At 72.1% G+C, this 26485-nt stretch carries 31 protein-coding genes; 6 read left to right on the forward strand and 25 right to left on the reverse strand.

What is annotated here, in order from left to right; genetic code table 11:
* Nucleotides 1-62: 62 nt before the first annotated feature.
* The 11 genes from lgt to hisI form a co-directional block, all read right to left on the reverse strand.
* On the reverse strand, nt 63-1049 hold the full coding sequence (gene lgt / locus AC067M_RS00825; RefSeq protein WP_478694803.1) for a prolipoprotein diacylglyceryl transferase: 987 nt from the start codon (nt 1047-1049) through the stop codon (nt 63-65).
* 82 nt (nt 1050-1131) lie between these two features.
* Nucleotides 1132-1908 carry a DsbA family protein gene (locus AC067M_RS00830; RefSeq protein ID WP_478694804.1) on the reverse strand — a complete coding sequence of 259 codons (777 nt, stop codon included), beginning with the start codon at nt 1906-1908 and terminating at the stop codon, nt 1132-1134.
* Nucleotides 1909-1996: 88 nt separating this feature from the next.
* A complete protein-coding gene (gene trpA, locus AC067M_RS00835) occupies nt 1997-2812 on the reverse strand; it encodes a tryptophan synthase subunit alpha (RefSeq protein ID WP_478694805.1) in 816 nt (271 codons plus the stop codon).
* Entirely contained in the window at nt 2809-4092 is a 1284-nt protein-coding gene (gene trpB / locus AC067M_RS00840) for a tryptophan synthase subunit beta (protein ID WP_478694806.1), read from the reverse strand. Before trpB ends, trpA begins: the two co-directional genes overlap by 4 nt.
* Before the next feature lie 135 nt (nt 4093-4227).
* Nucleotides 4228-4401, reverse strand: a complete 174-nt coding sequence (trpM, locus tag AC067M_RS00845) for a tryptophan biosynthesis modulator TrpM (RefSeq protein ID WP_478694807.1) — start codon at nt 4399-4401, stop codon at nt 4228-4230.
* A 22-nt stretch (nt 4402-4423) separates the two neighbouring features.
* Nucleotides 4424-5233 carry an indole-3-glycerol phosphate synthase TrpC gene (gene trpC, locus AC067M_RS00850; protein WP_478694808.1) on the reverse strand — a complete coding sequence of 270 codons (810 nt, stop codon included), beginning with the start codon at nt 5231-5233 and terminating at the stop codon, nt 4424-4426.
* A gap of 178 nt (nt 5234-5411) precedes the next feature.
* A complete protein-coding gene (locus tag AC067M_RS00855) occupies nt 5412-5870 on the reverse strand; it encodes a DUF2752 domain-containing protein (protein ID WP_478694809.1) in 459 nt (152 codons plus the stop codon).
* Nucleotides 5871-5969: 99 nt separating this feature from the next.
* On the reverse strand, nt 5970-6221 hold the full coding sequence (locus AC067M_RS00860; protein ID WP_478694810.1) for an HGxxPAAW family protein: 252 nt from the start codon (nt 6219-6221) through the stop codon (nt 5970-5972).
* Between the two features lie 164 nt (nt 6222-6385).
* Nucleotides 6386-7036: a TIGR02234 family membrane protein gene (locus AC067M_RS00865; RefSeq protein WP_478694811.1), complete on the reverse strand. Its 651-nt coding sequence runs from the start codon at nt 7034-7036 to the stop codon at nt 6386-6388.
* An 80-nt stretch (nt 7037-7116) separates the two neighbouring features.
* A complete protein-coding gene (locus tag AC067M_RS00870) occupies nt 7117-8595 on the reverse strand; it encodes an anthranilate synthase component I (RefSeq protein WP_478694812.1) in 1479 nt (492 codons plus the stop codon).
* An 11-nt stretch (nt 8596-8606) separates the two neighbouring features.
* Nucleotides 8607-9014: a phosphoribosyl-AMP cyclohydrolase gene (gene hisI / locus AC067M_RS00875; protein ID WP_478695333.1), complete on the reverse strand. Its 408-nt coding sequence runs from the start codon at nt 9012-9014 to the stop codon at nt 8607-8609.
* Between the two features lie 74 nt (nt 9015-9088).
* Between hisI and AC067M_RS00880 the strand changes: the two genes are divergently transcribed.
* A complete protein-coding gene (locus AC067M_RS00880) occupies nt 9089-9724 on the forward strand; it encodes a TIGR03085 family metal-binding protein (protein ID WP_478694813.1) in 636 nt (211 codons plus the stop codon).
* A 38-nt stretch (nt 9725-9762) separates the two neighbouring features.
* Here AC067M_RS00880 and AC067M_RS00885 read toward each other — a convergent pair whose 3' ends face one another.
* The 10 genes from AC067M_RS00885 to hisD all read right to left on the reverse strand — a co-directional run bounded on the left by AC067M_RS00885 (nt 9763) and on the right by hisD (nt 17422).
* Nucleotides 9763-11010, reverse strand: a complete 1248-nt coding sequence (locus tag AC067M_RS00885; protein WP_478694814.1) for an MFS transporter — start codon at nt 11008-11010, stop codon at nt 9763-9765.
* Between the two features lie 10 nt (nt 11011-11020).
* A complete protein-coding gene (locus tag AC067M_RS00890) occupies nt 11021-11611 on the reverse strand; it encodes an ArsR/SmtB family transcription factor (protein ID WP_478694815.1) in 591 nt (196 codons plus the stop codon).
* Nucleotides 11612-11724: 113 nt separating this feature from the next.
* Nucleotides 11725-12480, reverse strand: a complete 756-nt coding sequence (gene hisF, locus AC067M_RS00895) for an imidazole glycerol phosphate synthase subunit HisF (protein ID WP_478694816.1) — start codon at nt 12478-12480, stop codon at nt 11725-11727.
* Nucleotides 12477-12872, reverse strand: a complete 396-nt coding sequence (locus AC067M_RS00900) for a RidA family protein (protein WP_478694817.1) — start codon at nt 12870-12872, stop codon at nt 12477-12479. Before AC067M_RS00900 ends, hisF begins: the two co-directional genes overlap by 4 nt.
* Entirely contained in the window at nt 12869-13594 is a 726-nt protein-coding gene (gene priA, locus AC067M_RS00905; RefSeq protein WP_478694818.1) for a bifunctional 1-(5-phosphoribosyl)-5-((5-phosphoribosylamino)methylideneamino)imidazole-4-carboxamide isomerase/phosphoribosylanthranilate isomerase PriA, read from the reverse strand. Before priA ends, AC067M_RS00900 begins: the two co-directional genes overlap by 4 nt.
* Nucleotides 13591-14241 (reverse strand): imidazole glycerol phosphate synthase subunit HisH, encoded by a 651-nt coding sequence (gene hisH, locus AC067M_RS00910; RefSeq protein ID WP_478694819.1) that lies wholly within the window; start codon nt 14239-14241, stop codon nt 13591-13593. The genes priA and hisH overlap by 4 nt, the downstream gene beginning before the upstream one ends.
* Nucleotides 14232-14396 (reverse strand): hypothetical protein, encoded by a 165-nt coding sequence (locus AC067M_RS00915; protein WP_166662469.1) that lies wholly within the window; start codon nt 14394-14396, stop codon nt 14232-14234. Before AC067M_RS00915 ends, hisH begins: the two co-directional genes overlap by 10 nt.
* A gap of 4 nt (nt 14397-14400) precedes the next feature.
* On the reverse strand, nt 14401-14994 hold the full coding sequence (gene hisB, locus AC067M_RS00920; protein WP_020137489.1) for an imidazoleglycerol-phosphate dehydratase HisB: 594 nt from the start codon (nt 14992-14994) through the stop codon (nt 14401-14403).
* Nucleotides 14991-16100, reverse strand: a complete 1110-nt coding sequence (locus AC067M_RS00925) for a histidinol-phosphate transaminase (protein WP_478694820.1) — start codon at nt 16098-16100, stop codon at nt 14991-14993. The genes hisB and AC067M_RS00925 overlap by 4 nt, the downstream gene beginning before the upstream one ends.
* Nucleotides 16097-17422 (reverse strand): histidinol dehydrogenase, encoded by a 1326-nt coding sequence (hisD, locus tag AC067M_RS00930; RefSeq protein ID WP_478694821.1) that lies wholly within the window; start codon nt 17420-17422, stop codon nt 16097-16099. Before hisD ends, AC067M_RS00925 begins: the two co-directional genes overlap by 4 nt.
* A 168-nt stretch (nt 17423-17590) precedes the next feature.
* Between hisD and AC067M_RS00935 the strand changes: the two genes are divergently transcribed.
* The 4 genes from AC067M_RS00935 (at nt 17591) to ybaK (ending at nt 21639) form a co-directional block, all read left to right on the forward strand.
* Nucleotides 17591-19168 (forward strand): oxidoreductase, encoded by a 1578-nt coding sequence (locus AC067M_RS00935; protein ID WP_478695334.1) that lies wholly within the window; start codon nt 17591-17593, stop codon nt 19166-19168.
* A 159-nt stretch (nt 19169-19327) separates the two neighbouring features.
* Nucleotides 19328-20371 carry a hypothetical protein gene (locus AC067M_RS00940; protein ID WP_478694822.1) on the forward strand — a complete coding sequence of 348 codons (1044 nt, stop codon included), beginning with the start codon at nt 19328-19330 and terminating at the stop codon, nt 20369-20371.
* A gap of 11 nt (nt 20372-20382) precedes the next feature.
* Complete coding sequence (locus AC067M_RS00945; protein ID WP_478694823.1) at nt 20383-21123, forward strand: LON peptidase substrate-binding domain-containing protein; 741 nt, start codon at nt 20383-20385, stop codon at nt 21121-21123.
* 15 nt (nt 21124-21138) lie between these two features.
* Nucleotides 21139-21639: a Cys-tRNA(Pro) deacylase gene (gene ybaK, locus AC067M_RS00950; RefSeq protein WP_478694824.1), complete on the forward strand. Its 501-nt coding sequence runs from the start codon at nt 21139-21141 to the stop codon at nt 21637-21639.
* A 491-nt stretch (nt 21640-22130) separates the two neighbouring features.
* On the opposite strand, the gene AC067M_RS00955 is transcribed toward ybaK, so the two are convergent.
* The 4 genes from AC067M_RS00955 to AC067M_RS00970 form a co-directional block, all read right to left on the reverse strand.
* Complete coding sequence (locus tag AC067M_RS00955) at nt 22131-22835, reverse strand: AAA family ATPase (protein WP_478694825.1); 705 nt, start codon at nt 22833-22835, stop codon at nt 22131-22133.
* Between the two features lie 34 nt (nt 22836-22869).
* A complete protein-coding gene (locus AC067M_RS00960) occupies nt 22870-23691 on the reverse strand; it encodes an ABC transporter permease (protein WP_478694826.1) in 822 nt (273 codons plus the stop codon).
* Nucleotides 23692-23755: 64 nt separating this feature from the next.
* Nucleotides 23756-24727, reverse strand: coding sequence for an ABC transporter ATP-binding protein (locus AC067M_RS00965; RefSeq protein WP_478695335.1), 972 nt, complete (start codon nt 24725-24727; stop codon nt 23756-23758).
* Nucleotides 24728-24830: 103 nt separating this feature from the next.
* Nucleotides 24831-26054, reverse strand: coding sequence for an NYN domain-containing protein (locus AC067M_RS00970; protein WP_478694827.1), 1224 nt, complete (start codon nt 26052-26054; stop codon nt 24831-24833).
* Between the two features lie 224 nt (nt 26055-26278).
* Between AC067M_RS00970 and AC067M_RS00975 the strand changes: the two genes are divergently transcribed.
* Nucleotides 26279-26440 carry a hypothetical protein gene (locus AC067M_RS00975; protein WP_478694828.1) on the forward strand — a complete coding sequence of 54 codons (162 nt, stop codon included), beginning with the start codon at nt 26279-26281 and terminating at the stop codon, nt 26438-26440.
* Nucleotides 26441-26485 lie beyond the last annotated feature (45 nt).

Here is a 26485-nt window from a genome sequence, read left to right on the forward strand (position 1 = left end):
CACACGCGATGAGGGCGCCCGGAAAACCCGGGCGCCCTCAGCGTCGTACGACAGCCGTCAGCTCAGCTCTTCTTGCTCCCCGACGGGGCTTCGTCCTTCACGTCGCCATCCGATTTCTCGGCCTTCTCCGCCTGGTCGGCGTCGTCGGCGTCGTCGCCCTCGTCGGCCTTGGTGGGCGTACCGGCGTCGCTCTTCGACTCGCCCTGGCCGTCCCCCTCGGCTTCACCGCCGGAGGCATCCGGTTCCACGACCGCTTCCCGTCCCGGCCGCTTTTTCGCCGACATCACGATGTAGGTCACGGCGAGCAGGAAGACCACGAGCGCGGTCCAGTTGTTCAGGCGCAGGCCCAGGATGTGGTGGGCGTCGTCGACACGCATGTACTCGACCCAGAAACGGCCCACGCAGTACGCCGCGACATAAAGGGCGAACGCCCGGCCATGGCCCAGCTTGAAGCGGCGGTCGGCCCAGATGACCAGGAGCGCGACGCCGATGCACCACAGGGACTCGTAGAGGAACGTCGGGTGGTAGTAGCCCGGCACCCGGCCGTCCGCCGAGGACGTGATGTGCAGCGCCCACGGGAGGTCGGTCTGCTTGCCGTACAGCTCCTGGTTGAACCAGTTGCCCCAGCGACCGATCGCCTGTGCGAGGGCGATGCCGGGTGCGACGGCGTCGGCGTAGGCGGGCATCGGGATGCCACGGCGGCGGCAGCCGATCCAGGCACCCAGCGCGCCGAGCGCGATCGCGCCCCAGATGCCGAGGCCGCCCTCCCAGATCTTGAAGGCGTCCACCCAGTCACGGCCCTCGCTGAAGTACAGCTCGTAGTCCGTGATCACGTGGTAGAGCCGACCGCCGAGCAGGCCGAAGGGCACGGCCCAGACCGCGATGTCGGCCACCGTGCCGGCCCGCCCGCCCCGGGCGATCCAGCGCTTGTTGCCGAGCCAGACGGCAACGAAGACGCCGATGATGATGCAGAACGCATAGCCGCGCAGCGGAATGGGGCCGAGGTGGATCACCCCGCGCGACGGGCTGGGAATGTAGGCAAGTTCCATGGCAAGGTCGACGCTACCGTGCCGGACCGGGCCCACGGCAGGCAGCCCGGCTACGGCTCCATAACGGGCCGGTGAGAAACCCTCACTCCTTGTCTGCCTCCTTCACCATCTGCTTCAGCTTCGCGGGCGTCATCGACTGGTCCTGGTAGATGTTCGTGCCGTTGAGCAGGACGGTCGGTGTGCCCGAGAATCCGCCGCTCTGGAAGGCCTGGCTGGACTTGGCGACCCAGCTGTCGTGGGTGCCGTCCTCCACGCAGGTGCGGAACGCGGGGGTGACGAGTCCGTCGACCTTGCCGGCCAGCTCGATGAGCTTGGCGTTGTCGGCGTAGGCGTCGTCGGTCTCCGGTGGCTGGTTCTCGTACAGCACGTCGTGGTACGCCGGGAACTTGTCGGCGTCCTGGGCGCAGGCCGCGGCGCTCGCCGCCCTGCGGGAGCCGCTGCCGCCCATGTTGCCGTCGATGATCGTGGCCAGGTGGTACTCCACCTTGAGCTTTCCGGAGTCGGTCAGCTCGTGGATCGTCGCGCGGTATCTGTCCTCGAAGCCCTTGCAGGCGGGGCAGCGGAAGTCCTCCCACACGGTGAGCTTGGACTTGGCGTTCTCCTTGCCGACCGGGATCGCGAGGGCGTCCTTGCCCTGCGCGCCCGAGGGCGCCACGACCGGGCCCGCCTTGTCACCGCCCTTGTCCTTGCCCGCGTTGGCGGCAAGGACACCGATGACCGCGGCCAGGCCGAGCACGCACACCACGCTCGCGCCGACGATCAGCGTCCGGCGCCGCCGCTCCGCGGACTTCTGCTTCTCGCGCTCGACCGCCAGCCGCTCCCGGGCGGTGCGCTTCCCCTCACGATTCTTCTCGCTCACACCCCCAGAACGAACCGGGGAGGCGCAGCGCGCCTCCCCGGTCCCAGGTCCACTCGTACGAGGGACCCGTGTGAGAACTCCCGCTGACTTACGCCTGCCCGCGCACGCCCTTGGCCAGCTCACCGGCGAGCGCGCGGACGGCCTCGACACCTGCCGCGTGGTCCGGGGCGTCCAGCATCCGCTTGACGAACGCGGAGCCGACGATCACGCCGTCGGCGAAGCCGGCGACCTCGGCCGCCTGCTCGGCGTTGGAGACGCCGAGGCCGACGCACACGGGCAGGTCACCCGCGGCCCGGGTACGGCCCACCAGGTCCTCCGCCTGCGCGCCGACCGACTCACGGGTGCCGGTGACGCCCATCAGGGAGGCCGCGTAGACGAAGCCGCTGCCCGCCGCGGTGATGTCGGCGAGCCGCTCGTTCTTGCTGCTCGGCGCCACGACGAAGACCGTCGCGAGGCCGTGCTTCTCGGCGTGCTCCCTCCACAGCGCCGACTCCTGCACGGGCAGGTCGGGCAGGATCGCGCCGGCGCCGCCCGCCTCCGCGAGCTCGGCGGTGAACCGCTCGACGCCGTAGCGGTCGATGGGGTTCCAGTACGTCATCACGAGCACCGGCTTCCCGGTGGCCTGGTGGGCCTCCCGGACGGTGCGCATCGCGTCGGCGATCCTGACGCCGCCGCGCAGCGCGATGTCGTCGGCGGTCTGGATGACCGGGCCGTCGAGAACGGGGTCGCTGTGCGGCAGGCCCACCTCGACGACGTCGGCGCCGCCGTCGAAGACGGCCTTGATGGCCTCGATGCCGCCGTCCACGGTCGGGAACCCGGCCGGGAGGTAGGCGATCAGCGCGGAGCGGCCCTCCGCCTTGGCGGCGGCGAGGGTGTCCGACAGCAGTTGGATGTTTCCGCTCACTTGGCGTCCCCCTCGATCTCTGCGGTGCCGGAGGCGTCCTCGGCGACCTCGGCGTCGGTGTCGTACAGGCCGAAGTAGCGGGCGGCGGTGTCCATGTCCTTGTCGCCGCGGCCGGACAGGTTGACCACGATCAGCCCGTCCTTGCCCAGCTCCCGGCCGACCTCCAGGGCGCCGGCGAGGGCGTGGGCGCTCTCGATGGCCGGGATGATGCCCTCGGTCTGCGAGAGCAGGCGCAGGGCCTGCATGGCCGCGTCGTCGGTGACCGCGCGGTACTCGGCGCGGCCGCTGTCCTTGAGGTAGGAGTGCTCGGGGCCGATGCCGGGGTAGTCCAGACCGGCCGAGATCGAGTACGGCTCGGTGATCTGGCCCTCGTCGTCCTGGAGGACGTAGGAGCGCGATCCGTGCAGGATGCCGGGCTCGCCGGCGGTGAGGGTGGCCGCGTGCTCGCCGGTCTCGACGCCGTGGCCGGCCGGCTCGCAGCCGACGAGGCGCACGGAGGCGTCCGGGATGAAGGCGTGGAAGAGGCCGATGGCGTTGGAGCCGCCGCCGACGCAGGCGACGGCCGCGTCGGGCAGCCGTCCGGCGCGCTCCAGGAGCTGGCGTCTGGCCTCGACGCCGATGACCCGGTGGAAGTCGCGGACCATGGCCGGGAAGGGGTGCGGGCCGGCCACGGTGCCGAACAGGTAGTGCGTGCGGTCGACGTTGGCGACCCAGTCGCGGAAGGCCTCGTTGATCGCGTCCTTCAGCGTCCGGCTGCCGGACTTCACGGCGACGACCTCGGCACCGAGCATGCGCATGCGGGCCACGTTGAGGGCCTGGCGCTTGGTGTCGATCTCACCCATGTAGATGGTGCACTCGAGACCGAACAGCGCGCAGGCGGTGGCGGTGGCGACGCCGTGCTGACCGGCGCCGGTCTCGGCGATGACGCGGGTCTTGCCCATGCGCTTGGTGAGCAGGGCCTGACCGAGCACGTTGTTGATCTTGTGGGATCCGGTGTGGTTCAGGTCCTCGCGCTTGAGGAAGATCCGGGCGCCGCCGGCGCGCTCGGCGAACCGGGGCACCTCGGTGAGGGAGCTGGGGCGCCCGGTGTAGTTGACGAGCAGGTCGTCGAGCTCGCGGGCGAACTCGGGGTCGGCCTTGGCCTTGTCGTACTCGACGGCGACCTCGTCCACGGCGGCGACGAGGGCCTCCGGGATGAACTTGCCGCCGAACGCGCCGAAGTAGCCCTCGGTGCTGGGGACCTGCCCCTCGGGGTCAGGGATGAAGAACTCGCTGGGCATGCGGAATCCTCACGGTGAGTTTGTTGTTGACAACCGATCGCCGTGGGGGGCGGGGCCTGTCAGCCGGCCGCGGGCCGTCAGTGGCCTGTCGCGCCTGCGCGGCGGTAACCGCACATCGAACGGAGCCCCGCGCCCCTAAAAGGGGCGCTGCCATCGACGGCCGTTCACCTGCCCGGGCTCGTCGCCGATGACGTACCTCACCCGGCGGCCGTGCACCCGGCGTGCGGGGGCGCGGCAGCCTCGGGGACGGCAGCCGCGCGCGAGGCGGGCGTACGGGTCCCGGGTCGTCATCGTGGTCGAGAGAGTCATCTTGCCCAACCCTACCGGGAGTTCAGTCCCGGCCGTGGCGCAGTGCGGGGTGTGCGCCCGCTGCGACGAGGTCGGCGACTGCGGTCTTGGGGTCTCGGCCGGTGACGAGGGATTCGCCGACCAGGACGGCGTCGGCGCCGGCGTTGGCGTAGGCGATGAGGTCGTGGGGGCCACGGACGCCGGACTCGGCGATCTTGACGATGTTCGCGGGGATCTCGGGGGCGATCCGGTCGAAGGTGCCCCGGTCGACCTCCAGCGTCTTGAGGTTGCGCGCGTTGACGCCGATCACCTTGGCGCCCGCGTCCACCGCCCGCTCGACCTCGTCCTCGTCGTGGACCTCGACGAGCGGGGTGAGGCCGATGGAGACGGCGCGCTCGATGAGCGACTCCAGGGCGGGCTGGTCGAGGGCGGCGACGATCAGCAGCGCGAGGTCGGCGCCGTAGGCACGGGCCTCCCACAGCTGGTACGCCGTGACGATGAAGTCCTTGCGCAGGACAGGGATGTCCACCCGCGCGCGGACCGCCTCGAGGTCGGCGAGCGAGCCGCCGAAGCGGCGCTGTTCGGTGAGGACGGAGATGACGGCGGCACCGCCCGCCTCGTAGTCGGCGGCCAGTCCCGCCGGGTCGGCGATCGCGGCCAGCGCGCCCTTGGAGGGGCTGGAGCGCTTGACCTCGCAGATCACCTTGACGCCGTCGCCCTTGAGCGCGGCCACTCCGTCCTTGGCTGCGTGAGCCTTGGCCGCGCGCTCCTTGAGCTCGTCGAGGCTGACGCGCGCCTGCCGCTCCGCGAGGTCGGCACGGACTCCGTCGATGATCTCGTCGAGCACACTCACGCGAGCGGCCCCCTTCCAGACGGTTCACTGTTCAAGCGGTTGGGCTTCCGCCGAGCGTCCGCCCCTCGGGCGGAACCAGCAGCCGAAAACCCATGGTCACTGCGATGGTATCCGCAGGACGGCGAAGGCCCCGCATCCGGCCGACACCGGTCCCACTACCTGGACATTCAGTTGTTGATCAAGGATGGAGCCAGCCACCGAACGGCAGGTTCCGGACAACTGTGAAGGTCAGCAGCAACGCACCGAGGGTCCACAGGTGTACAGGACCGACGTCGATCCTCAGCCGCCGCCCGCGCACCGCGCGGCCCACCCAGACGGTCCACAGCACGGCGAAGCCCAGATAGGCGACCACGGCCGCCGCGTTGTCCTGCAGCGCGGTCAGGAAGTCCCCGTGCACGAAGGCGTGCGCGCTGCGCAGTCCGCCGCAGCCGGGGCAGTAGACGCCGGTGTAGCGCAGGAGGGGGCAGACGGGGTAGTGGCCGGGTTCGTTGGGGTCGACGGCCCCCACGTAGGCGAAGGCCCCGGCGACGGCCGCGAGCACTCCGGCGGGGACGGCAAGGCGTCCCAGGACGGTCCCGGAGGCGGGCCGTGGCGGTGGCGGCGCCACTCTCTGGCTGTCGGCGTTCACGCCTCGCATTGTGCCTCGCCCGGCCGCACACACGCGCGAAGGGGCGGCCCGGCACCGATGGCGCCGGACCGCCCCTTCGCACAAGCAGGGCCGGTCAGTCCGCGAGGCTCAGCTCTCGACGCTCGCCGGCTCGGGCGTCGCCGAGACCTGGTGCACCGGGTGGGCCGTCTTCGGCGCGCCGAGGCCCATGGCGCTCATGACAGCGCCGACGACACCGCCGAGCACCACGATCACCATGCCGGCCCAGAAGCCCAGCGGCTCGGCCATCACCATGAACGCGCCGGCGACGGCGAAACCGATGATGGCGATGGTGACACCGGTCCAGGCGGCCGGGGTGTGTCCGTGGCTGCTGCCCGCCATGACTTGCTCCTCGTTGCTGTGTACGTGTTGTACGTGTCTGAGCCGGCGTGTCGGAGCCGGAGGTTCGCGGTCCATTGTCCCGTACGCGTGCGCGTGCCCTGAGCGGGGGTGCGTTTTGCCCGCGTCTGATGCACCACATCGGGACCGGTGGCGGGGATCCTCGGTTATGCCGGATCCATGCCCGTGGGGTCCTCGCCGCGGTCCAGCGCCTTCCAGAGGTCCTCGGGGCGGTCGGGGTCGACGGCCGGGGCCGCACGGCGCGGGCGGGGGGCGCCCGCACGCTCGTAGCGACCGGACATGGCGGGCCACAGGCGGCCGTAGCGCAGGGCGAGCAGGCCGGCCAGGAGGATCAGGACGCCGCCCGCCGCCGCGACGTACGGCCAAGCGGTGTGGCTGAAGGCGGTCACGGTGGACGCGGTGTCGCCGGTGGCCTTCGCGGCCTGCTCGTCGAGGGCGGAGCTGTCGGAGGCGCCGAGCAGGGCCGCGACGATCGTCCCGACGCCGGAGAGCGCGAGCAGGGCGGAGACCAGGTGGCGGCCGGCCCTGCGGACGGCGAAGACGGCGACGAGCGCGGCGAGGCCCACTATGGCGAGCGCCGCGGGGACGCCGGTGACGTCGCTGCCCTTGGCGGTCAGGGGGAAGGATCCGCCGGCCACCGTCGCCGTGCCCTCCGACCAGCGCTGCCGGGTGGAGAGCAGGGCCACGGCCGCGCCCAGCGCACCGCACATCAGGGCGAGGGCGAGACTCCGGCGGCCGGACCGGGCGGGGGCGGCGGCTTCGGAACGGGGGTCAGGTACAGCAGTCACGTACCCCACTATCGCCTGAACCCCGGGCGAACCATCACCCGGGGCTCACGTGAGAAGCGCCCCACTTTCCCCGAAGCGCCGCAAGCGCCCTACGTGCCCAGTCGGTTGGCCGTGTGGACGGCGCGCAGGACCGCCGCCGCCTTGTTACGGCACTCGGTGTCCTCGGCGACCGGGTCGGAGTCGGCGACGATGCCGGCGCCGGCCTGGACGTAGGCGGTGCCGTCCCGCAGGAGGGCCGTGCGGATGGCGATGGCGGTGTCGGAGTCGCCCGCGAAGTCGAGGTAGCCGACGCAGCCGCCGTACAGGCCGCGCCGGGAGGGCTCGAGTTCGTCGATGATCTGCATCGCGCGGGGCTTGGGCGCGCCGGAGAGGGTGCCGGCCGGGAAGCAGGCGGTCAGGACGTCGAAGGCCGTGCGGCCCGCCGACACCTTGCCGGTGACGGTCGAGACGATGTGCATCACGTGCGAGTACCGCTCGACGGACATGAAGTCGACGACCTCGACCGAGCCGGGCTCGCAGACCCGCCCGAGATCGTTGCGGCCGAGGTCGACGAGCATGAGGTGCTCGGCGCGTTCCTTGGGGTCGGCGAGGAGTTCGTCGGCGAGGGCCTGGTCCTCCTGCGGGGTGGCTCCGCGCCACCGCGTGCCGGCGATGGGGTGGACCATCGCCTGCCCGTCCTCGACCTTGACGAGAGCCTCGGGCGAGGAGCCGACGACGTCGAAGCCGTCGAAGCGGAACAGGTACATGTACGGCGAGGGGTTCGTCGCCCTCAGGACCCGGTAGACGTCCAACGCGCTCGCGCTGCACGGCGTTTCGAAGCGCTGGGAGGGGACGACCTGGAAGGCCTCGCCCGCGCGGATGCGCTCCTTGATGTCCTCGACGGCCTCCTGGAAGTCGGGGCCGCCCCAGAGCGCGGTGTAGTCGGGGAGCTCGGAGGGCGGGAGGACGGCCGGGGGCTGCGCGACCGCGCGCGAGAGGTCCGCCTCCATGGCGTCGAGGCGGGCGACCGCGTCCGCGTAGGCCTCGTCGACGCCCGTGTCGAGATCGTTGTGGTTGATCGCGTTGGCGATCAGCAGGACGGAGCCCTCCCAGTGGTCCATCACGGCGAGGTCGCTGGTCAGGAGCATGGTCAGCTCGGGCAGCTTCAGGTCGTCGCGCTCGCCGGGGCCGATCTTCTCCAGGCGGCGCACGATGTCGTAGCCGAGGTAGCCGACCATGCCGCCGGTGAAGGGCGGCAGGCCCTCCTGGTGGGGGGTGTGGAGGGCCTCGATGGTGGCGCGCAGGGCGGCGAGGGGGTCGCCGTCGACGGGGACGCCGACGGGCGGGACGCCGAGCCAGTGGGCCTGGCCGTCGCGTGCGGTGAGGGTGGCGGCCGAGCGGACGCCGACGAAGGAGTACCGGGACCACGACCGGCCGTTCTCCGCGGACTCCAGCAGGAACGTGCCGGGGCGTTCGGCGGCGAGCTTGCGGTAGAGGGCGACCGGGGTGTCGCCGTCGGCGAGGAGCTTGCGGGTGACCGGGATGACCCGGCGGTCGGTGGCCAGCTTGCGGAACGTCTCGAGGTCCATGGCGGCTGACCTTACTGATCCGAGGCCGCGGCACTGGAATCAGCGCCGTCCTTGAGGAGCACGTCCTCGTCGAAGCAGGTCCGCGCGCCGGTGTGGCAGGCGGCGCCGACCTGGTCGACCTTGACCAGCACGGTGTCGGCGTCGCAGTCGAGGGCGACGGACTTGACCCACTGGAAGTGACCGGACGTGTCGCCCTTGACCCAGTACTCCCGGCGGCTGCGCGACCAGTAGGTGCAGCGGCCGGTGGTGAGCGTGCGGTGCAGCGCCTCGTCGTCCATCCAGCCGAGCATGAGCACCTCACCGGTGTCGTACTGCTGGGCGATGGCGGGGAGGAGCCCGTCGGCGCTGCGCTTGAGGCGCGCGGCGATCTCGGGGTCCAGCCGGCTCGGCTGGCGGGGCATGCTGGTCATGGGTGCCATTGTGCCGCGCGCCACTGACAGTCCCGGCGTGGTGTCCACTGTGCGGACCATTGAGCCGGTCGTAGGCTGGCCGCATGTCGACCTTCGCCAAGCGTGAACGGCTCCTGTTCGCGGACCTCTTGGAAACCACCGGCCCCGACGCCCCCACCCTCTGCGAGGGCTGGCGGACCCGCGAGCTCGCCGCGCACGTGGTGGTGCGCGAGCGCCGCCCCGACGCCGCCGGCGGAATACTGATCAAGCAGCTCGCCTCCCGCCTGGACAAGGTGATGGAGGAGTTCACGGCCAAGCCGTACGAGGAGCTGATCCAGCTGATCCGTACCGGCCCGCCCCGTTTCTCGCCCTTCCAGCTCAAGCAGATCGACGAGGCGTCGAACATCATCGAGTTCTACGTCCACACCGAGGACGTGCGCCGCGCCCAGCCGGAGTGGTCGCCGCGCGAGCTGGACCCGGTCTTCCAGGACGCCCTGTGGTCGCGCCTGGAGCGCACCGCCCGTCTGATGGGCCGCGGCTCCCCGACGGGGCTGGTGCTGCGCCGCCCGGACGGCCGTACGGCGGTCGCCCATCGCGGTACGCCGGTCGTGACGGTGACGGGTGAGCCGTCGGAGCTGCTGCTGTTCCTCTACGGCCGGCAGAGCGCCGCGAAGGTGGGGCTCGACGGGGACGAGGACGCCATCGCCAAGGTGCACGAGGCGAAGCAGCTGGGGATCTGAGGGAGGGCCGGCGCTCTTCCTTCGTGTCGTGCCGACACTCAGCGGGGCAGTTCCGCGCGGCGCAGCGGGGCCGAGGCGAGCGCCACGACGCCGCTGAGGGCGCAGATCGCGGCGCAGGCCGTGAAGACCGGGCCGGTGCCGTACGACTCGATCGCCAAGCCGACCACCGGGAAGGTGAGCGGGGCGACGCCGAAGCTGACCAGGGTGGAGACCGAGGTGACGCGGCCTACGTAGGCGGCTCCCGCTCTGCCCTGCACCAGCGCTCCGGCCAGAGCACCGGCCAGTCCCGCGACGAGTCCGACGAGCAGGGCCACGCAGGCCGCTCCGGCGACGGACGGCACCCGGGCGAGGGCGCCGATGGCCACGGCTCCGGCGATGCTCGTCACGGCCATCACACGTCCCGCGCGGGGCACCCGCCCGCGCCAGGCGAGCAGCAACGAGGCGGCTCCGGCGCCCACGCCGAACCCGGCGAGCACCCACCCCATCCCGGCCGAGCCCCAGCCGCGCTCCTGCGCGAGGAGGGTCAGCCCGAGGTTCATGGGCCCGACGAACCCGAGGTCGCCGAGCGCGATGGCGAGGATCAGCGGGAGCAGCACCCGGTCGTGCCGGATGTGACGCAGCCCGTCCCGCAGTTCGGCGAACACGGCGCCGCGCGTCTTCTCGTCGTCGCGGGGCACCTGCCCGACCCGCACGGTCAGCAGCACCGGCAGGGACGCACCGATCAGCAGCGCGGCGAGGCCGAAGGCGCCCGCGGTGCCGCCGAGGGCGACGCCGATGCCGCCCAGGGGGCCGCCGAGGACGCCGGCGAGTCGCACCGCGAGGCCGCGCAAGCCCTGGACGCGGGCGAGCTGGCCGCGGCCGGTGATGCGTGCCGGCAGGGCGCCGGCGGCGGGCAGGAAGACGGCGTCGACGACACCGAAGAGGACGGCCACCGCGGCCAGCGCCCACAGGCCGGGGCTGGTGACGAGCAGGAGTGACGCCGCGGTGACGACGAGGGCGCAGCGCACACCGGTGCTGCCGACGACCACCCGGCGCGGCCCGTAGCGGTCGGCGACCACTCCCCCGCCGAGCATCAGCAGGGCGCGCGGCACGGCGCTGGCGGCCGTCACCAGGCCGGCCTGCGCGGGGGTGCCGGCCTGGACGGCGGCCCAGGACAGGGCCATGTAGTAGACGTTGTCGCCGATCGCGGACGAGGTGTACCCGCCGAGCCAGCGCAGGACGTTCGGGTCTCGGTGGGCGGGACGCTCGGCCGTCTCGGGAGCCGGGGGCAGCAGGGTCGACGTCATCGGGAGCCTCTCAGATCCGGAACGGGAACGCGTACGTGTGCACCGCGACGTTCTCGCGGCCCTCGCTGTCACCGGCGGCGTCGGCGGCCGCGCCCTGCTCGTCGTAGCGGCGGATCAGGGCGAGCATCTCCTTGTTCAGCTCGACGAGTTCTTCCGGTGTGAGCCGCAGGGTGGCCTCGGTGGATTCGGCCGCGGTGTTCCATGCCTCCCCCCAGTGGCTGCGCTCGTCGAGGAAGCGGCGGTACATGTCGGCCCGCTGCTCGAAGAAGAGCCGACTCGCCGCCGTGTGCGCCGCGGCCTTCTCCGGGGCGTCGCGGAAGTCCTCGTCGCGGATGCTCACCCCGTCGGAGGCGGGCTGCCACCAGCGCTCCCGGCCGTCGGCGCTCTGCGGCTGGGCCTCCTCGATGAGCCCGTGCTCGGCGAGTTTGCGCAGGTGGTAGCTGACCAGGGAGACGGCCTCGTCGACCTGCTCGGCGAGCTGGGAGGCGGTGGCGACGCGGGCGATGGTCAGGCCGCGGTACAGCTTCATCCGCAGGGGGTGGGCGAGGGCCTTGAGCGTGCCCAGGTCCGTGATCCGGCGGCCTCTCTCCTTGCCTGTCATGCCCTCACCCTAGATACGAAAGAGAAGTTGCACAATATATTTTGCGCAACTTCTCTTTCGTATCTGGGCGTGAGAAAGCCCCGGCCGCTCACCGGCCGGGGCTCCGGGAGACCTCAGCGCACGGCGTGTCCCGCCTCCCGCAGCGTCTCCTTCACCTGCCCGATCCGCAGATCGCCGAAGTGGAACACGGACGCCGCGAGCACCGCGTCCGCGCCCGCCACGATGGCCGGCGGGAAGTCGGCGAGCTTGCCGGCGCCGCCGGAGGCGATCACCGGGACCGTCACGTGCTTGCGGACGGCGGCGATCATCTCCAGGTCGTAGCCGTCCTTGGTGCCATCGGCGTCCATCGAGTTGAGCAGGATCTCCCCGGCGCCCAGCTCGGCCGCCCGGTGGGCCCACTCGACCGCGTCGATGCCCGTGCCCCGGCGGCCGCCGTGGGTGGTGACCTCGAACGAGCCGGACTCGGTGCGTCGGGCGTCCACCGACAGCACCAGCACCTGACGGCCGAAGCGCTCCGCGATCTCCTTGATCAACTCCGGGCGGGCGATCGCGGCCGTGTTGACGCCCACCTTGTCCGCGCCCGCCCGCAGCAGCTTGTCCACGTCCTCGGGGGTGCGCACACCGCCGCCGACCGTGAGCGGGATGAACACCTGCTCGGCCGTGCGGCGCACCACGTCGTACGTGGTCTCCCGGTTGCCCGAGGAGGCGGTGATGTCCAGGAATGTCAGCTCGTCGGCGCCCTCGGCGTCGTACACCTTCGCCATCTCGACGGGGTCGCCCGCGTCCCGCAGGTTCTGGAAGTTGACGCCCTTGACGACCCGGCCGTTGTCCACGTCCAGGCAGGGGATGACTCGTACGGCCAGGGTCATGCCGGTGCTCCTCGGAACGCCTCCACCTCGACCTCGACGACCAGGCTGGGGTCGACGAAGCCGGAGACGATGACCAGCGACGTGGCCGGCCGGACGGATTCGAACAGCTCCTTGTGAGCGCGTCCGATGTCGTCCACGTCCCGGGCGTGGGTGATGTACATGCGCGTACGCACGACGTCGTCGCGGCCGAGACCCAGTTGCTCCAGCGCCGTGAACGCGACGTTGAAGGAGTTGATCGCCTGCTCGTACGGACCGCCTCCGGCGATCTCGCCGTCCACTATCGAGGTACAGCCGGACACCAGCACCAGGCCGTTCGGCAGCTCCACCGCCCGGGAGTAGCCGAAGGCGTCCTCCCAAGGCGCGCCGGTCGTCACTCGTCGTACGTCGCTCACTGGGCTACCGCCTCCAAGGCCTCTTCAAGGGTGAACGCCTTCGCGTACAGCGCCTTCCCGACGATGGCGCCCTCGACACCGAGAGGTACCAGCTCGGCGATGGCCCGCAGGTCGTCGAGCGACGACACGCCACCGGAGGCCACGACCGGGCGATCGGTCGCCGCGCACACGTTCCTCAGCAGTTCCAGGTTGGGGCCCTGGAGGGTGCCGTCCTTGGCGATGTCCGTCACCACGTACCGGGCGCAGCCCTCGTTGTTGAGACGCTCCAGGGTCTCGTAGAGGTCGCCGCCGTCGCGGGTCCAGCCGCGGCCGCGCAGGGTGGTGCCGCGGACGTCGAGACCGACGGCGATCTTGTCGCCGTGCTCGGCGATGACCTTGGCGACCCACTCGGGGGTCTCCAGGGCGGCCGTGCCGAGGTTCACTCGCCTGCAGCCGGTGGCGAGGGCCGCCGCCAGCGAGGCGTCGTCGCGGATGCCGCCCGACAACTCCACCTTGATGTCCATCGCCTGGGCGACCTCGGCGATCAGCGTCCGGTTGTCGCCCGTGCCGAACGCGGCGTCCAGATCCACCAGGTGGAGCCACTCGGCGCCCGCCCGCTGCCAGGCGAGGGCTGCCTCCAGCGGGGAGCCGTACGACGTCTCGGTCCCGGACTCGCCGTGCACGAGGCGGACGGCCTGGCCGTCGCGGACGTCGACGGCGGGAAGGAGTTCGAGCTTGCTCACAGTGTTCCGATCCAGTTGGTGAGGAGCTGGGCTCCGGCGTCGCCGGACTTCTCGGGGTGGAACTGCGTGGCCCACAGGGCGCCGTTCTCCACGGCGGCCACGAAGGGCTTGCCGTGGGTGGACCAGGTGATCTTCGGGGCCGCGATCGCCGCGTTGTGCGTCTCCAGGTTCCAGTCGTGGACGGCGTAGGAGTGCACGAAGTAGAAGCGCGCGTCCGCGTCCAGGCCGGCGAACAGCTGGGAGTCGGCCGGTGCCTCGACGGTGTTCCAGCCCATGTGGGGGACGATGTCGGCCTGGAGCGGCTCGACGGCGCCAGGCCACTCGTCGAGGCCCTCGGACTCGACGCCGTGCTCGATGCCGCGCGCGAACAGGATCTGCATGCCGACGCAGATGCCCATCACGGGACGGCCCCCGGACAGCCTGCGGTCGATGATCCAGTGGCCGCGGGCGTCGAGCAGCCCCTTCATGCAGGAGGCGAACGCGCCGACGCCGGGCACCAGCAGACCGTCGGCGTTCATGGCCTTGTCGTAGTCACGCGTGATCTCGACCTCGGCCCCCGCGCGCGCGAGGGCACGCTCGGCGGAGCGGACGTTGCCGAAGCCGTAGTCGAAGACGACGACTCGCTTGGAAGCGGTGCTCAATTCCACACCTCCAGCCTCAGGACACCCGCGACGAGACACATCGCCGCGCCGATCGACAGCAGCACGATCAGGCTCTTGGGCATCTGCTGCTTGACGAAGGAGTAGATGCCGCCGGCCAGGAAGAGGCCGACGACGATCAGGATGGTCGACAGTCCTGTCATGGCTCTACAGCGCGCCCTTCGTGGAGGGGAGGATGCCGGCCGCGCGGGGGTCGCGCTCGCTGGCGTAGCGCAGGGCCCGGGCCAGCGCCTTGAACTGGCACTCCACGATGTGGTGCGCGTTGCGTCCGTACGGCACGTGCACGTGCAGGGCGATCTGGGCCTGGGCGACGAAGGACTCCAGGATGTGCCGGGTCATCGTGGTGTCGTACTCGCCGATCATGGGCGCCATCTTCTCGGGCTCGGTGTGCACGAGGTACGGGCGGCCACTCAGATCCACCGTCACCTGGGCGAGGGACTCGTCCAGCGGGACGGTGCAGTTGCCGAAGCGGTAGATGCCCACCTTGTCGCCGAGGGCCTGCTTGAAGGCGGCACCGAGCGCGAGAGCGGTGTCCTCGATGGTGTGGTGCGAGTCGATGTGCAGGTCGCCCTCGGTCTTCACGGTCAGGTCGAACAGACCGTGCCGGCCGAGCTGGTCGAGCATGTGGTCGTAGAAGCCGACGCCGGTCGACACATCGACCTTGCCGCTGCCGTCGAGGTCGATCTCGACGAGCACCGATGTCTCCTTGGTGACTCGCTCCACGCGTCCAACGCGGCTCATGTGCTCTGCTCCTTCTTGAGTTCACGTACCGCGTCGAGGAACGCGTCGTTCTCTTCGGGGGTTCCGGCGGTGACCCGCAGCCAGCCGGGCACGCCGTTGTCCCGGACGAGCACCCCACGGTCGAGGATCTTCTGCCAGACCTCGTGGGCGTCGTCGAACCGTCCGAACTGCACGAAGTTGGCGTCGGAGGCGGTGACCTCGTAGCCGGTCGCCCGCAGCTCGGTGACCAGCCGGTCGCGCTCCGCCTTGAGCTGCTCCACGTACTTCAGCAGCGTGTGGGTGTGTTCCAGGGCGGCCAGCGCGGTCGCCTGGGTGATGGCCGACAGGTGGTACGGCAGCCGTACGAGCTGGACCGCGTCCACCACCGCCGGGTGCGCGGCGAGGTAGCCGAGGCGCAGGCCCGCCGCGCCGAACGCCTTGGACATCGTCCGCGAGATGACGAGATTCGGCCGGCCTTCGAGCAGCGGCAGCAGCGAGTCGCCGTGGCTGAACTCGATGTACGCCTCGTCGACCACGACCATCGACGGCTTGGCGGCCTGGGCCGCCTGGTACAGCGCGACGACGGTCTCGCGCGGAACCGCGGTGCCCGTGGGGTTGTTGGGGGTGGTGATGAAGACGACGTCCGGCCGGTTCTCCGCGATCGCCTTCTCGGCGGCCGCCAGGTCGATGGTGAAGTCGTCGTTGCGGGGGCCGGAGATCCAGCCCGTGCCCGTGCCGCGCGCGATGAGCCCGTGCATCGAGTACGACGGTTCGAAGCCGATCGCCGTACGGCCCGGCCCGCCGAAGGTCTGCAGCAGCTGCTGGATGACCTCGTTGGATCCGTTGGCGGCCCACACGTTGGCCCGGCCGACCTCGTACCCGCAGGTGTCGGTCAGGTAGGCGGCGAGCTGTGTGCGCAGCTCCACCGCGTCCCGGTCCGGGTAGCGGTTGAGGTCACGGGCCGCCTCGCGGACGCGCTCGGCGATCCGCTCGACCAGCGGCTCGGGCAGCGGGTAGGGGTTCTCGTTGGTGTTCAGCCGTACGGGGACGTCCAGCTGGGGCGCGCCGTAGGGGGACTTGCCGCGCAGCTCGTCCCGTACGGGGAGATCGTCGATTCCGAAGTTCACTTGCTCGTCGGTACCTTCCACCCGAACCTTGCCTTGATCGCCGCGCCGTGCGCGGGCAGGTCCTCCGCCTCGGCCAGCGTCACCACGTGGTGCGCGACCTCGGCCAGCGCGTCCTTCGTGTAGTCGACGATGTGGATGCCGCGCAGGAAGGACTGGACGGACAGGCCCGAGGAGTGGCAGGCACAGCCGCCGGTGGGCAGGACGTGGTTGGACCCGGCCGCGTAGTCGCCCAGCGAGACCGGCGCCCAGGGGCCGATGAAGATCGCGCCGGCGTTCTTCACGCGGTCGGCCACGTGGGAGGCCTTGGCGGTCTGGATCTCCAGGTGCTCGGCGCCGTACGCGTCGACCACCCTGAGGCCCTCGTCGACGCCGTCGACCAGGACGATCGCGGACTGCCTGCCCTTGAGGGCCGGGACGATCCGGTCGTCGATGTGCTTGCTGGCCGCGACCTGGGATTCCAGCTCCTTCTCGACCGCGTCGGCGAGCTCGGTCGAGTCGGTGACGAGGACGGCGGCCGCGAGCGGGTCGTGCTCGGCCTGGCTGATCAGGTCGGAGGCGACGTGGACGGGGTCGGCGGTGGAGTCCGCGAGGATCGCGATCTCGGTCGGTCCGGCCTCGGCGTCGATGCCGATCTTGCCGGTGTAGTAGCGCTTGGCGGCGGCGACCCAGATGTTGCCGGGGCCGGTGACCATGTTGGCGGGTGGGCAGGACTCGGTGCCGTGCGCGAACATCGCGACGGCGGTGGCGCCGCCGGCCGCGTAGACCTCGTCGACGCCCAGCAGCGCGCACGCGGCGAGGATCGTCGGGTGCGGCAGACCGCCGAACTCGGCCTGCGCCGGGGAGGCGAGCGCGATCGACTCGACGCCGGCCTCCTGCGCCGGTACGACGTTCATGATCACGGAGGACGGGTAGACCGACCGGCCGCCGGGGGCGTAGAGCCCGACCCGCTCGACCGGCACCCACTTCTCGGTCACCGATCCGCCCGGCACGACCTGGGTCGTGTGGGTCGTACGGCGCTGCTCGCGGTGGACGAGACGGGCGCGGCGGATGGACTCCTCCAGGGCCGCGCGGACGGCCGGGTCGAGCTCCTGCAGGGCCTTGGCCAGGGCCTCGGCCGGTACCCGTACGGATTCCAGCCGCACTCCGTCGAACTTCTCGGCGAAGTCGATCAGCGCCGCGTCGCCCCGATGATGCACGGCTTCGCAGATCGGACGCACCTTCTCGAGGGCGGCCTGAACGTCGAAGTCGGCTCGGGGCAGCAGGTCGCGCAGGGCGGGTCCCTCGGGAAGGGCGTCGCCGCGCAGATCGATAAGCGAGATCACGGGCTCAATTCTCTCAGAACCCGGATGCGGGCAGTCCGCGCGTATCAATGGCTGATACAGAACGTGGCCGGAACCCGGAAGATCCGCTTCACCTCTTGCGTTCAGGGCGTCACTCAGTGGGCATGAACGACTGTACGAACACAATGAGTGACTGGAGGGGTGGAAAAGGTGACTGTGGGTGTCGGCGTCCGGGCCGGGGAACCGCCGGGCGAGTTGACCGCGACCGAGGCCGGCATGTGGCAGGCGTTCCGCAGCGGCACGGTGTACGACCTGAGCAGCGGGGACACGGTCGTCGACGATCCACACGGCGGGCATCCGTGGGGCCCGGCCCGGACCGTGCGGGCCCGCATCGTCGCCTGGCTGCTGCTCGACGGCCCGCCCGCGCTCGCCGGGCGCGTGTCGTCGCTGAAGCTCACCGGCGTGCAGATCAGCGACACCCTGGACCTGGCGGGCGGCACGGTGGTGCCGTACGTCGAGTTCAAGCGCTGCCGGTTCGAGCGGGAGGTGCTGGTGCCGGAGGCCCGGTTCACCACCGCGCGGCTGGTGGACTGCTCGGTGCCGCGCCTGGAGGCGGCCCGGGTGCACACGGAGGGCGACCTGCATCTGCCGCGCTGCCGCTTCCACAACGGCGTACGGCTGACCGACGCGCAGATAGGCACGGATCTGCTGCTCAACCAGGCGATCGTCTACCGCGACCGCAGCGGCCGCTCGATCGCCGCCGACGGCTTGACCGTGGGGCAGGACCTCCAGGCCGAGCTCCTGGAGTCGCACGGCGAGCTGAGCCTGCGCAGCGCCACCGTCGGCGTTTCGCTGAGCCTGCGCGGCGCCAAGCTCGTCAACCCGTACTCGCGGCTCGCGCTGAACGCCCCGCAGCTCACGGTGGAGCGCACGCTGTACCTGACCCCGGCCGGCGTCGGCGGACAGACCCTCAGCGGGACGACCCCGGCGCGCGGCACCCGGATCCAGCGCTTCGAGTGCCAGGGCGGGGTGCGCCTGGACGACGGGCGGTTCGGCGACGCCGTGGACCTCCAGCAGGCCCGGTTCACCTTCACCGACGAGCAGGAGCTGTCGCTGCGCCGAGTGCAGACGCCCGAGCTGCGCTTCCTAGGGGAGCAGCCGCGCCGCGGGAGCGTCGTGCTGTCGGGGGCGCGGGTGGTCAACCTCGTCGACCGTGCGGCCAGCTGGCCGGGCCCCGGCAGCCTGCACATGGGCGGCTTCACCTACGAGAACCTGGTGCCGCGGGGCCCGTTCCCGCTGGCCGAGCGGCTGGAGTGGGTGGCTGCGGCGACCGCCGAGTACAACCCGGAGCCGTACGAACGTCTCGCCTCCGTGCTGCGGGCGGGCGGCGAGGACGAGGACGCCCGCGAGGTGCTGCTGGCCAAACAGCGCCGCCGCCGCGAGACGCTGCCGCCGGCCGCGAAGCTGTGGGGGTACGTGCAGGACTGGACGGTGGCCTACGGGTACCGGCCGGGCCGGGCCGCGGTATGGATGGCGGTGCTGTGGGCGGCGGCCTCGCTGGCCTTCGCGCACGCCGCGCACCCCCCGGTGAACGGCAACGGCCATCCGCCGTGGAACCCGGCCCTGCTGGCCCTCGACCTGCTCCTGCCGGTCATCGATCTGGGCCAGGTCGGCCAGTGGGAGCTGCGCGGCGGCTGGCAGTGGCTGGCGGCCGTGCTGATCCTGCTCGGCTGGATTCTGGCGACGACGGTGGCGGCGGGGGCGACACGGTTGCTACGGCGCAGCTGAGAGCCCCGAGAACGCGTTGAAACCCGGCGAAGGTGAAGAGAACCAGGAGGGGCGAACACATGAGGAACACTCACCTTTTACCCTCCCTTGACTGGTCCGCGTACAACTTTCGACAGGTTGTGTGAACCCCCTGGCGCCTGCCCGACCTGCGGCTTTTCAATGGGCAGCACCATGGCTCTGCTGCCCCCGTTCATCCGAGCCTCCCGGATGACCAGGACCCTCGCGCACCCCGCCGCCGCGCCCACCCCGGCCGACGACGAGGTGCTTCTCGACGCGCCCGACGGCCGCCTCGGACCCGCCCTGGTGGCGGCCGGGCGGGGCGCGTACGAACCCGCCGCCGAGCTGCTCGCCGTCACCCGCGAGAGAGCCCAGTGGGAGGAGCGCGACCGGTACGCGACCCGGCTCGCCGCCTTCGCGGGCTCGCGCGCCGAGTGGCTCGACCGCTGGCGCGCCGCCGCCCAGCACAGTCCGGACTACCTGGTCGTCGCCGCCCAGCTGGCCGTGGACCGCGCCTGGGAGTCGCCGGCGCGGGCCGAGCTGCTGCGCGAGGTGAGCCCCCTCATCACGGCCGCCGCCCAGAGCGACCACCGCGACCCGGCGCCGTGGCGGATCGCGCTGGACCACGCGCGCGGGACCCGGGCGGGCCACACGTACTTCGAGGAGCTGTGGGAGGCGGCGGTCCGCCGCGCCCCGCACCACTTCGGCTGCCATGTGGCGGCTCTGCGGTATCTGGCGAGCGCCTGGCACGGCTCGCACCGCGAGTGCATGAACTTCGCCGACCGGGCCGCCCAGGACGCGCCCGCCGACGCGCTCGTCCAGGCGCTGCCGGCGCTGGCGGCCTTCTCCTACCTGAGCGACGGCTGCGGGCCGGGCGTGCCGCGCGCACGGCTGGACGCGGCGGCCGACCGGGCGGTCGCCCTCTCCGCCCGGTTCCCGGCGGCGGACCCGTGGTCGGCCGAGCTGCGCAACCTGCTGACGTACGTCCTGGCCCGGCTGAGCCGCTGGTCGGACGCCCTGGAGCAGCTGCGTCTGACGGGTCCGTACGCCACCTCGTTCCCCTGGGACCGGGAGTCCGACGACCCGTTGGGCCGCTTCCTGACGGTCCAGGAGGAGCTCCGCGACGCGGTCGCGCGCGGCCTGACACCCGCTCCGTGGCAACCGAGGAGTGGGCACGGCGGACACGCCCGCCCGCCGGGCCATTAGGCTCTTGCGTCGTGACCACCGTCCGGCTGCCGCTCTTTCCCCTGAACTCGGTGCTCTTCCCGGGGCTCGTGCTCCCGCTCAACGTCTTCGAGGAGCGCTATCGCGCCATGATGCGCGAGCTCCTGAAGGCGCCCGAGGACGAACCACGCCGGTTCGCCGTCGTGGCGATCCGGGACGGCCACGAGGTCGCGCCCACCTCGCCCGGCATGCCGGACCAGACGGCGCTGCCCGAACGCGGCCCGGCCGCCGGTTTCGGCGCGGACCCGGCCAAGGCGTTCCACGGCGTCGGCTGCATCGCCGACGCGGCGACGATCCGGGAGCGCCCGGACGGCACCTTCGAGGTGCTGGCGACGGGGACGACCCGGGTGCGGCTGGTGTCGGTGGACGCGTCGGGCGCGTTTCTGACGGCGGAGCTGGAGGAGCTGCCGGAGGAGCCGGGCGACGAGGCCGGGGCGATCGCGGAGGGCGTGCTGCGCCAGTTCCGCCAGTACCAGAAGCGCCTCGCGGGCGCGCGGGAGCGGTCGCTGGCAGGCGGCACGGAGCTGCCCGACGAGCCGTCCGTGGTGTCGTACCTGGTCGCGGCCGCGATGATGCTGGACACCCCGACGAAACAGCGCCTGCTCCAGGCCCCGGACACCGCGTCCCGCCTGCGCGACGAGCTGAAACTCCTTCGCTCGGAGACAGCGATCATCCGTAATCTGCCGTCGTTGCCCGCGTCGGACCTGACGCGCGGCCCGACGAGCATGAACTGAGGCCGGGGGCCCTCGATGGCGAAGAAGGCGAAGAAGCAGCAGCCGGGCGGCACGCCCGCGACGGTGGCCCTCACGGCGGCGGGCGTGGACTTCACGGTCCACGCATACGAGCACGACCCCTCCCACCCCTCCTACGGCGAGGAGGCGGCCGAGGCGATGGGTGTCTCCCCCGACCGCGTCTTCAAAACCCTCGTCGCGGACGTCGACGGCACCCTCACCGTGGCCGTCGTCCCCGTCGCGGGCTCCCTCGACCTCAAGGCACTGGCATCGGCGGTGGGCGGCAAACGGGCCACCATGGCCGATCCCACCCTCGCCGAACGCACCACGGGCTACGTCCGCGGCGGCATCTCCCCCCTGGGCCAGCGCAAGACACTCCCCACCGTCCTCGACGCATCGGCTTCCACCCACCCCACGATCTGCGTCTCGGCGGGCCGCCGGGGCCTGGAGGTGGAGCTGTCCCCGGACACCTTGGCGAAGCTCACGAACGCGGTATTGGCCCCGATCGGCCGCGGATGACTCAGCTGCGGACGGTCACGCCGCTGCGGCGGCACGCGCGGGCACAGCGGCACCCCGCGAGCGCCGGGCCGCGCGGTTAACTGCGGGCAGTCACGCCGCAGGCGGGCACGGGTGGGCACAGCGGCACCCCGCAAGCGCCGGGCCGCGCGGTCAACTGCGGGCAGTCACGCCGCAGGCGGGCACGCGCGGGCACAGCGACACCCCGCAAGCGCCAGGCCACGCGGTCAACTGCGGGCAGCCACGCCGCACGCGGGCACGCACGGGCACAGCGACACCCCGCAAGCGCCGGGCCGCGCGGTCAACTGCGGGCAGCCACGCCGCACGCGGGCACGCACGGGCACAGCGACACCCCGCAAGCGCCAGGCCACGCGGTTAACTGCGGGCGGTCACGCCGCAGGGCGGCACGGATGGGCGCAGCGGCACCCCGCAAGCGCCGGGGCGCGTGACCCACTCTCGGCGCGCACACCATCCACGCCGGTCGCCCGACAAGCTCAGGCCGACTTGTCCCCGTACGGCTGCCCGAACTGCTCCAGCTCCGGCTCCGGATCCCGAGGCCCGAACAGCGCCGTCAGCCCCACATGCACCAGCAACCCCGCCAGCGACCAAGCCAGCAACGCCCCCTTGGCCCCGAGCCGCAGAGGCGCAGAGAAGGTCACCCCCTTACCCACCTGCTTCGCATGGGCGATCACATCCGACGTGGGTCCGAGCCACACCCCGACCCGCCACGCCAGCACCGACCCGAGCAGCCCCCCGACGGCCAGCGCCACCACCAGCGGCACTCCCCCACGTCGCCGCCACAGGAACACGGCCACCGCGCTCACTGCCCCGAACGCCAGCGCCAACAGAGTGAACGTTCCATCGACGCCCACCGCCTGCTCGCCCTCGGTGTCCTTGACCAGGACGACCCAGCCGTCCTCCACCATCGCACCGACCAGCTGCACGTGCGGCGCCAGCCACCACCACAGCACCCCGAGCAGCGCCCCGCAGAGCGCCACCACCACGGTGACCACGGCGGCCTCTCGCACTTCGGTCTTCATCCCGGGCCCGTCCTGTCCGTACACGGATTCATGCGGCGTGGAAGCCACACCCGTATACCCGGCGGGCGCCGGCGGCCACGCCCGCTGCGACGAGGACTGCGCGGACTGCGCGGCCTGGGAGGACGGTTCGTGCGGAGGCGGAGTCAGTGGTGCGGTCACCCTGACATCGTGCCAGGCGCGCCTGTGCGGCGCGTCACCGGACGGCAGCCCGACGGTACGCCCAGGTCGCGACGGCCAGCGAGACGACCCCGACCCCGGCGCACACGGCGAGGTCCCCGAGCACGAACGCCCAGTCGGGATGCGGCCCGAAGGTCCGCGCCAGGGCCTCCACGCCGTACGTCGACGGCAGCAGGTCCCGCGCGAACCGCACCACCTCCGGCATCCGGTCGGCCGGCAGCACCCCGAGGAGCAGCGCCGCCGACATGCCCAACTGCCCGAGCAGCGTGGCCAGCTCCGGACGCGGCGCGAGCAGTCCGAAGGCCGCGCCGAGGCCGGACAGCGCGGCCCCCGCGAGCGGGATCACCGCGAGGAGCACCCACAGGTGCGTCAGCGGCAGCCCGAACAGCATGCACCCGAACACGGCGGTCACCACGGTCCCGGGCACGGTGAAGGAGGCGTACGCCCCCGCCGCGCCCAGCACCACCGCGGCCGGCGGCACCGGCAGGGTGGCGTAGTGGTCGAGGCCCCCGCTCGCCCGCAGCTGCCCGAAGTACTGCGCGAGCAGGTTCAGCGCGACGAACGCGACGACGAGGACCGCGGACCCGGCCACCACGGCCTCGGCCTCGCTCCCGCCGTCCACGACGCCACGCATCATGATCAGGATGCCGACCGACTGGAAGGTCGCCACGAACAGCAGCGGAATGCGCGCCACCCGCGCCCGGGACAGCTGCGCCCGGTACACGGCCACCAGCGACGGCCACAGTCGCGCACGCGGCCCGAGCTCGGCCGCGACCGGGGCCGTCGACTGCACGGCCCGGGCACCACCCGGCAGAACCTCGGCGGGTACGACACTCACGTCGCGCAGCTCCTCTTCGGTTCGGTCATCGCCCTGTCCCGTACGGAAACGGCGGCTCGCGTGCTCAAGCCCTCACCAGCCCCTGTCGTGCGGCGCCGCCCAGCGCCAGGTAGACGTCCTCGAGGCTCGGCGTGGCCAGGGTGAAGTCGTCGAGCGCGGCGAACGCGGCGCCGCCGGTGACGGTGGCGACGACCGTACGGGCCTCCTCGGGCGCCAGCCGCAGCGTCCAGCGGCGCCCGGCGGCGACGGCCCGGTCCCGCAGCGCGGCGACCTCCGGCACGTCCAGCGGCGGCCGCTCGCGCCACACCAGCTCCACGCGCACCTCGTCGGCGACCTGTTCCTTGAGCCCGGCGGGCGTGTCGCAGGCGATGACCCGCCCCCGGTCGAGTACGGCGACCCGGTCGAGGACGGTCTCCGCCTCGATGACGTTGTGGGTGACGAGCAGCACAGTCGTCCCGCGCTCCGCCCGCCGCCGGTCGACGGCGGCCCACACGGCCCGCCGCGCCACCGGATCCATGCCGGTGGTGGGCTCGTCGAGCACGAGCAGCGGCCGCTCGCCGACCAGCGCGGTGGCGAAGCAGGCCAGCCGCCGCTGCCCGCCGGACAGCTTCTTCAGCGGCCGTCCGGCGATCGGCGTGAGTCCCAGCTCGTCCAGTACGGCGTCCCGCTCGGCGCGCGCCTTCCGTACGTGGAGGCCGCGCAGCCGCCCGGTCGTCTCGGCGGCGAGGGCCACGGTCAGCTCGTCGAGGGCGGTGGACTCCTGTCCGAGGTAGGCGAGGATCCGCGCGGCCCGCTCCGGGTGCCGCACGATGTCGTGCCCGAGGATCTCGACCGTGCCGGTGTCGGGCCGCATCAGCCCGGTGAGCTGCCGTACGAGGGTGGTCTTGCCGGCCCCGTTCGGACCGAGCAGCCCGAAGATCTCGCCCCGCCGGACCTCCAGCCGCACCTCGTCGGTGGCCCGCACCTCGGGGGTCCCGGGAGCGCCGCGCCGGCCGCGTACCGCCGGGTAGGTCTTCGTCAGCCCGCGCGCGCACACGACCTCGTCACTGTGCCGGATCACCGGTGTCGCGCGCGTACTCACAAGCAACGAGACTACGGGGTCGGCGAGCTTTGCTCGTCCTTGGGGCGCTGCAACCGATTCACTGCTCCGCCGCGGGCACCCGCTCCGCCGCCGTCCGCACGTCGACCTCGCGCCAGAAGCCGGCCCGGATCGCGTAGCGGTCGTGCTCGTCGATCTGGTCGTCCTTGTGTGCCAGCAGTCCGAACCGTGCCGCGTACCTGAGCAGCTCACCGTCGACGCGGTGCGGGATCCGGGGGTACATGGTCGACAGCTTCTGCAGATGGCCCTGGTCGCCGAGGCGCTCCATCCACCGCCGCGCGAAGACCTGTCCCACCTCGTACGGGTCTCCGCCGACGGTGGTGATGTCCTCCTCCCGGTCGGCCCACCGCTGCTCCGCCGTGGTCAGCTGCGCGAGCGTCGGCATGGAGGCGACCTCGGGCGGCTCCGCGGGCCCGCCGGGGCGGTCGACCCAGCCCTTGTCGGAGGACCAGCGCAGGGTCGCCGTCGAGGGGTGCTGCACGCCGTGCGCGCCCGGCGCGCGCAGGGCGGCCAGGTCCTTCGGGGTGGGCACGCCCTTGGAGGCGGGCACCCGCTCCTGGGTGCCGTTCTCTGCCCCGGCGGCCGCCGCGGGGTGCTCCCGCTCCTCGGCGGGCCGCTCAGTCGCCGAGGAGAGCGCGGAGTCGGGCAGCGGCGCGGAGAGGATCGCGGCGATCTCGGGGCGCGGCGCGGGCGGCGGCGCGCAGATCCCGGTCAGCTCCTTGGCCCGTACGGCCTTGGTGATCCACGCGCGGTCCAGCACGCGTCGTTCGTCGGCCTCGGCGACGAGGTCCTCGGACTGGTTGTAGTCGCCGTCGGCGGCCTGCACGGCCCACAGGTGTACGGCGACACCGTGCTCCTTGGCGGCCATCATGCCCGGCAGCAGATCGCCGTCGCCGGTGACGAGGACGACGTCGGAGCAGGCGCGGTTGCGGGCCAGCTCGGTCAGCTCGGCGTGCATGGCTGCGTCCACGCCCTTCTGCGCCCAGCGGCCGTCGCTGCGGGTCAGGGCCCCCAGCCGGACGGTGACCCGGGGCATGACGCGCAGCCTGCGGTGTTCGGGTTGGGGGACGCGGTCGGGGGCGCCGTCGAACCAGTAGATGCGCAGCAGCGGGCGCTGGGTGTCCGACTCGGCCTGCTCGCGCAGCCCCTGGATGAGGGCGGCGTGCTCGACGGTGATGCGGGAGCGCGAGGGCTCCCCGGCGAGGAGGCTGGCGGCGGCCCCCAGCAGATACCCGGCGTCCACCAGGACGATGCAGCGGTCCACACGACTCACCCTCTTCCCGGGAGGTTTGCTTCGGGCCTGCTTCGAGTCTGCCCGACCGCGCGGGGGTTAACGGCCGGAACTCGATCTTCGGCGTGGCGTTTCGTGGCCGCGCTCCTCGACCAAGCCTGTCACACACGGTAATTATCCGAAATGCGGCTCTTGCCAGCCTATGTGAATCTGGTCCCGGCCCTGGCCCCTAGATCCCCCACAGGAGGCAGATCACCATGGCCAAGAACAAGAACCGTGACCGCAAGCCGTCCCGGTCCGAGCGCGGGCAGCAGGCCCCGCAGGGCGTGATGGAGCCGCAGAACGAGCAGCACGCCGCCCAGGCGCCTCCCGGCGACCTGGCGCACAAGGGCCGGCAGAAGCGCTTCGGTCACAACTGACATCTGCGCAAGGGCTGTTGCAGCCCGGGCACAGCGAGGGGCGCA

Source organism: Streptomyces sp. NPDC043427 (assembly GCF_056436655.1).

Excerpts from the sequence above, each read along its gene's own strand:
- lgt (WP_478694803.1), bottom strand. The coding sequence starts at position 1,049 with ATGGAACTTGCCTACATTCCCAGCCCGTCGCGCGGGGTGATCCACCTC.
- AC067M_RS00880 (WP_478694813.1), top strand. The coding sequence starts at position 9,089 with ATGTCGACCTTCGCCAAGCGTGAACGGCTCCTGTTCGCGGACCTCTTG.
- trpM (WP_478694807.1), bottom strand. The coding sequence starts at position 4,401 with ATGACTCTCTCGACCACGATGACGACCCGGGACCCGTACGCCCGCCTC.
- AC067M_RS00915 (WP_166662469.1), bottom strand. The coding sequence starts at position 14,396 with ATGACAGGACTGTCGACCATCCTGATCGTCGTCGGCCTCTTCCTGGCC.
- AC067M_RS00885 (WP_478694814.1), bottom strand. The coding sequence starts at position 11,010 with ATGACGTCGACCCTGCTGCCCCCGGCTCCCGAGACGGCCGAGCGTCCC.
- hisI (WP_478695333.1), bottom strand. The coding sequence starts at position 9,014 with ATGGCACCCATGACCAGCATGCCCCGCCAGCCGAGCCGGCTGGACCCC.
- ybaK (WP_478694824.1), top strand. The coding sequence starts at position 21,139 with ATGGCGAAGAAGGCGAAGAAGCAGCAGCCGGGCGGCACGCCCGCGACG.
- AC067M_RS00860 (WP_478694810.1), bottom strand. The coding sequence starts at position 6,221 with ATGGCGGGCAGCAGCCACGGACACACCCCGGCCGCCTGGACCGGTGTC.
- AC067M_RS00890 (WP_478694815.1), bottom strand. The coding sequence starts at position 11,611 with ATGACAGGCAAGGAGAGAGGCCGCCGGATCACGGACCTGGGCACGCTC.
- hisF (WP_478694816.1), bottom strand. The coding sequence starts at position 12,480 with ATGACCCTGGCCGTACGAGTCATCCCCTGCCTGGACGTGGACAACGGC.
- trpB (WP_478694806.1), bottom strand. The coding sequence starts at position 4,092 with ATGCCCAGCGAGTTCTTCATCCCTGACCCCGAGGGGCAGGTCCCCAGC.
- AC067M_RS00940 (WP_478694822.1), top strand. The coding sequence starts at position 19,328 with ATGGGCAGCACCATGGCTCTGCTGCCCCCGTTCATCCGAGCCTCCCGG.
- AC067M_RS00855 (WP_478694809.1), bottom strand. The coding sequence starts at position 5,870 with ATGCGAGGCGTGAACGCCGACAGCCAGAGAGTGGCGCCGCCACCGCCA.
- AC067M_RS00975 (WP_478694828.1), top strand. The coding sequence starts at position 26,279 with ATGGCCAAGAACAAGAACCGTGACCGCAAGCCGTCCCGGTCCGAGCGC.
- AC067M_RS00870 (WP_478694812.1), bottom strand. The coding sequence starts at position 8,595 with ATGGACCTCGAGACGTTCCGCAAGCTGGCCACCGACCGCCGGGTCATC.
- hisB (WP_020137489.1), bottom strand. The coding sequence starts at position 14,994 with ATGAGCCGCGTTGGACGCGTGGAGCGAGTCACCAAGGAGACATCGGTG.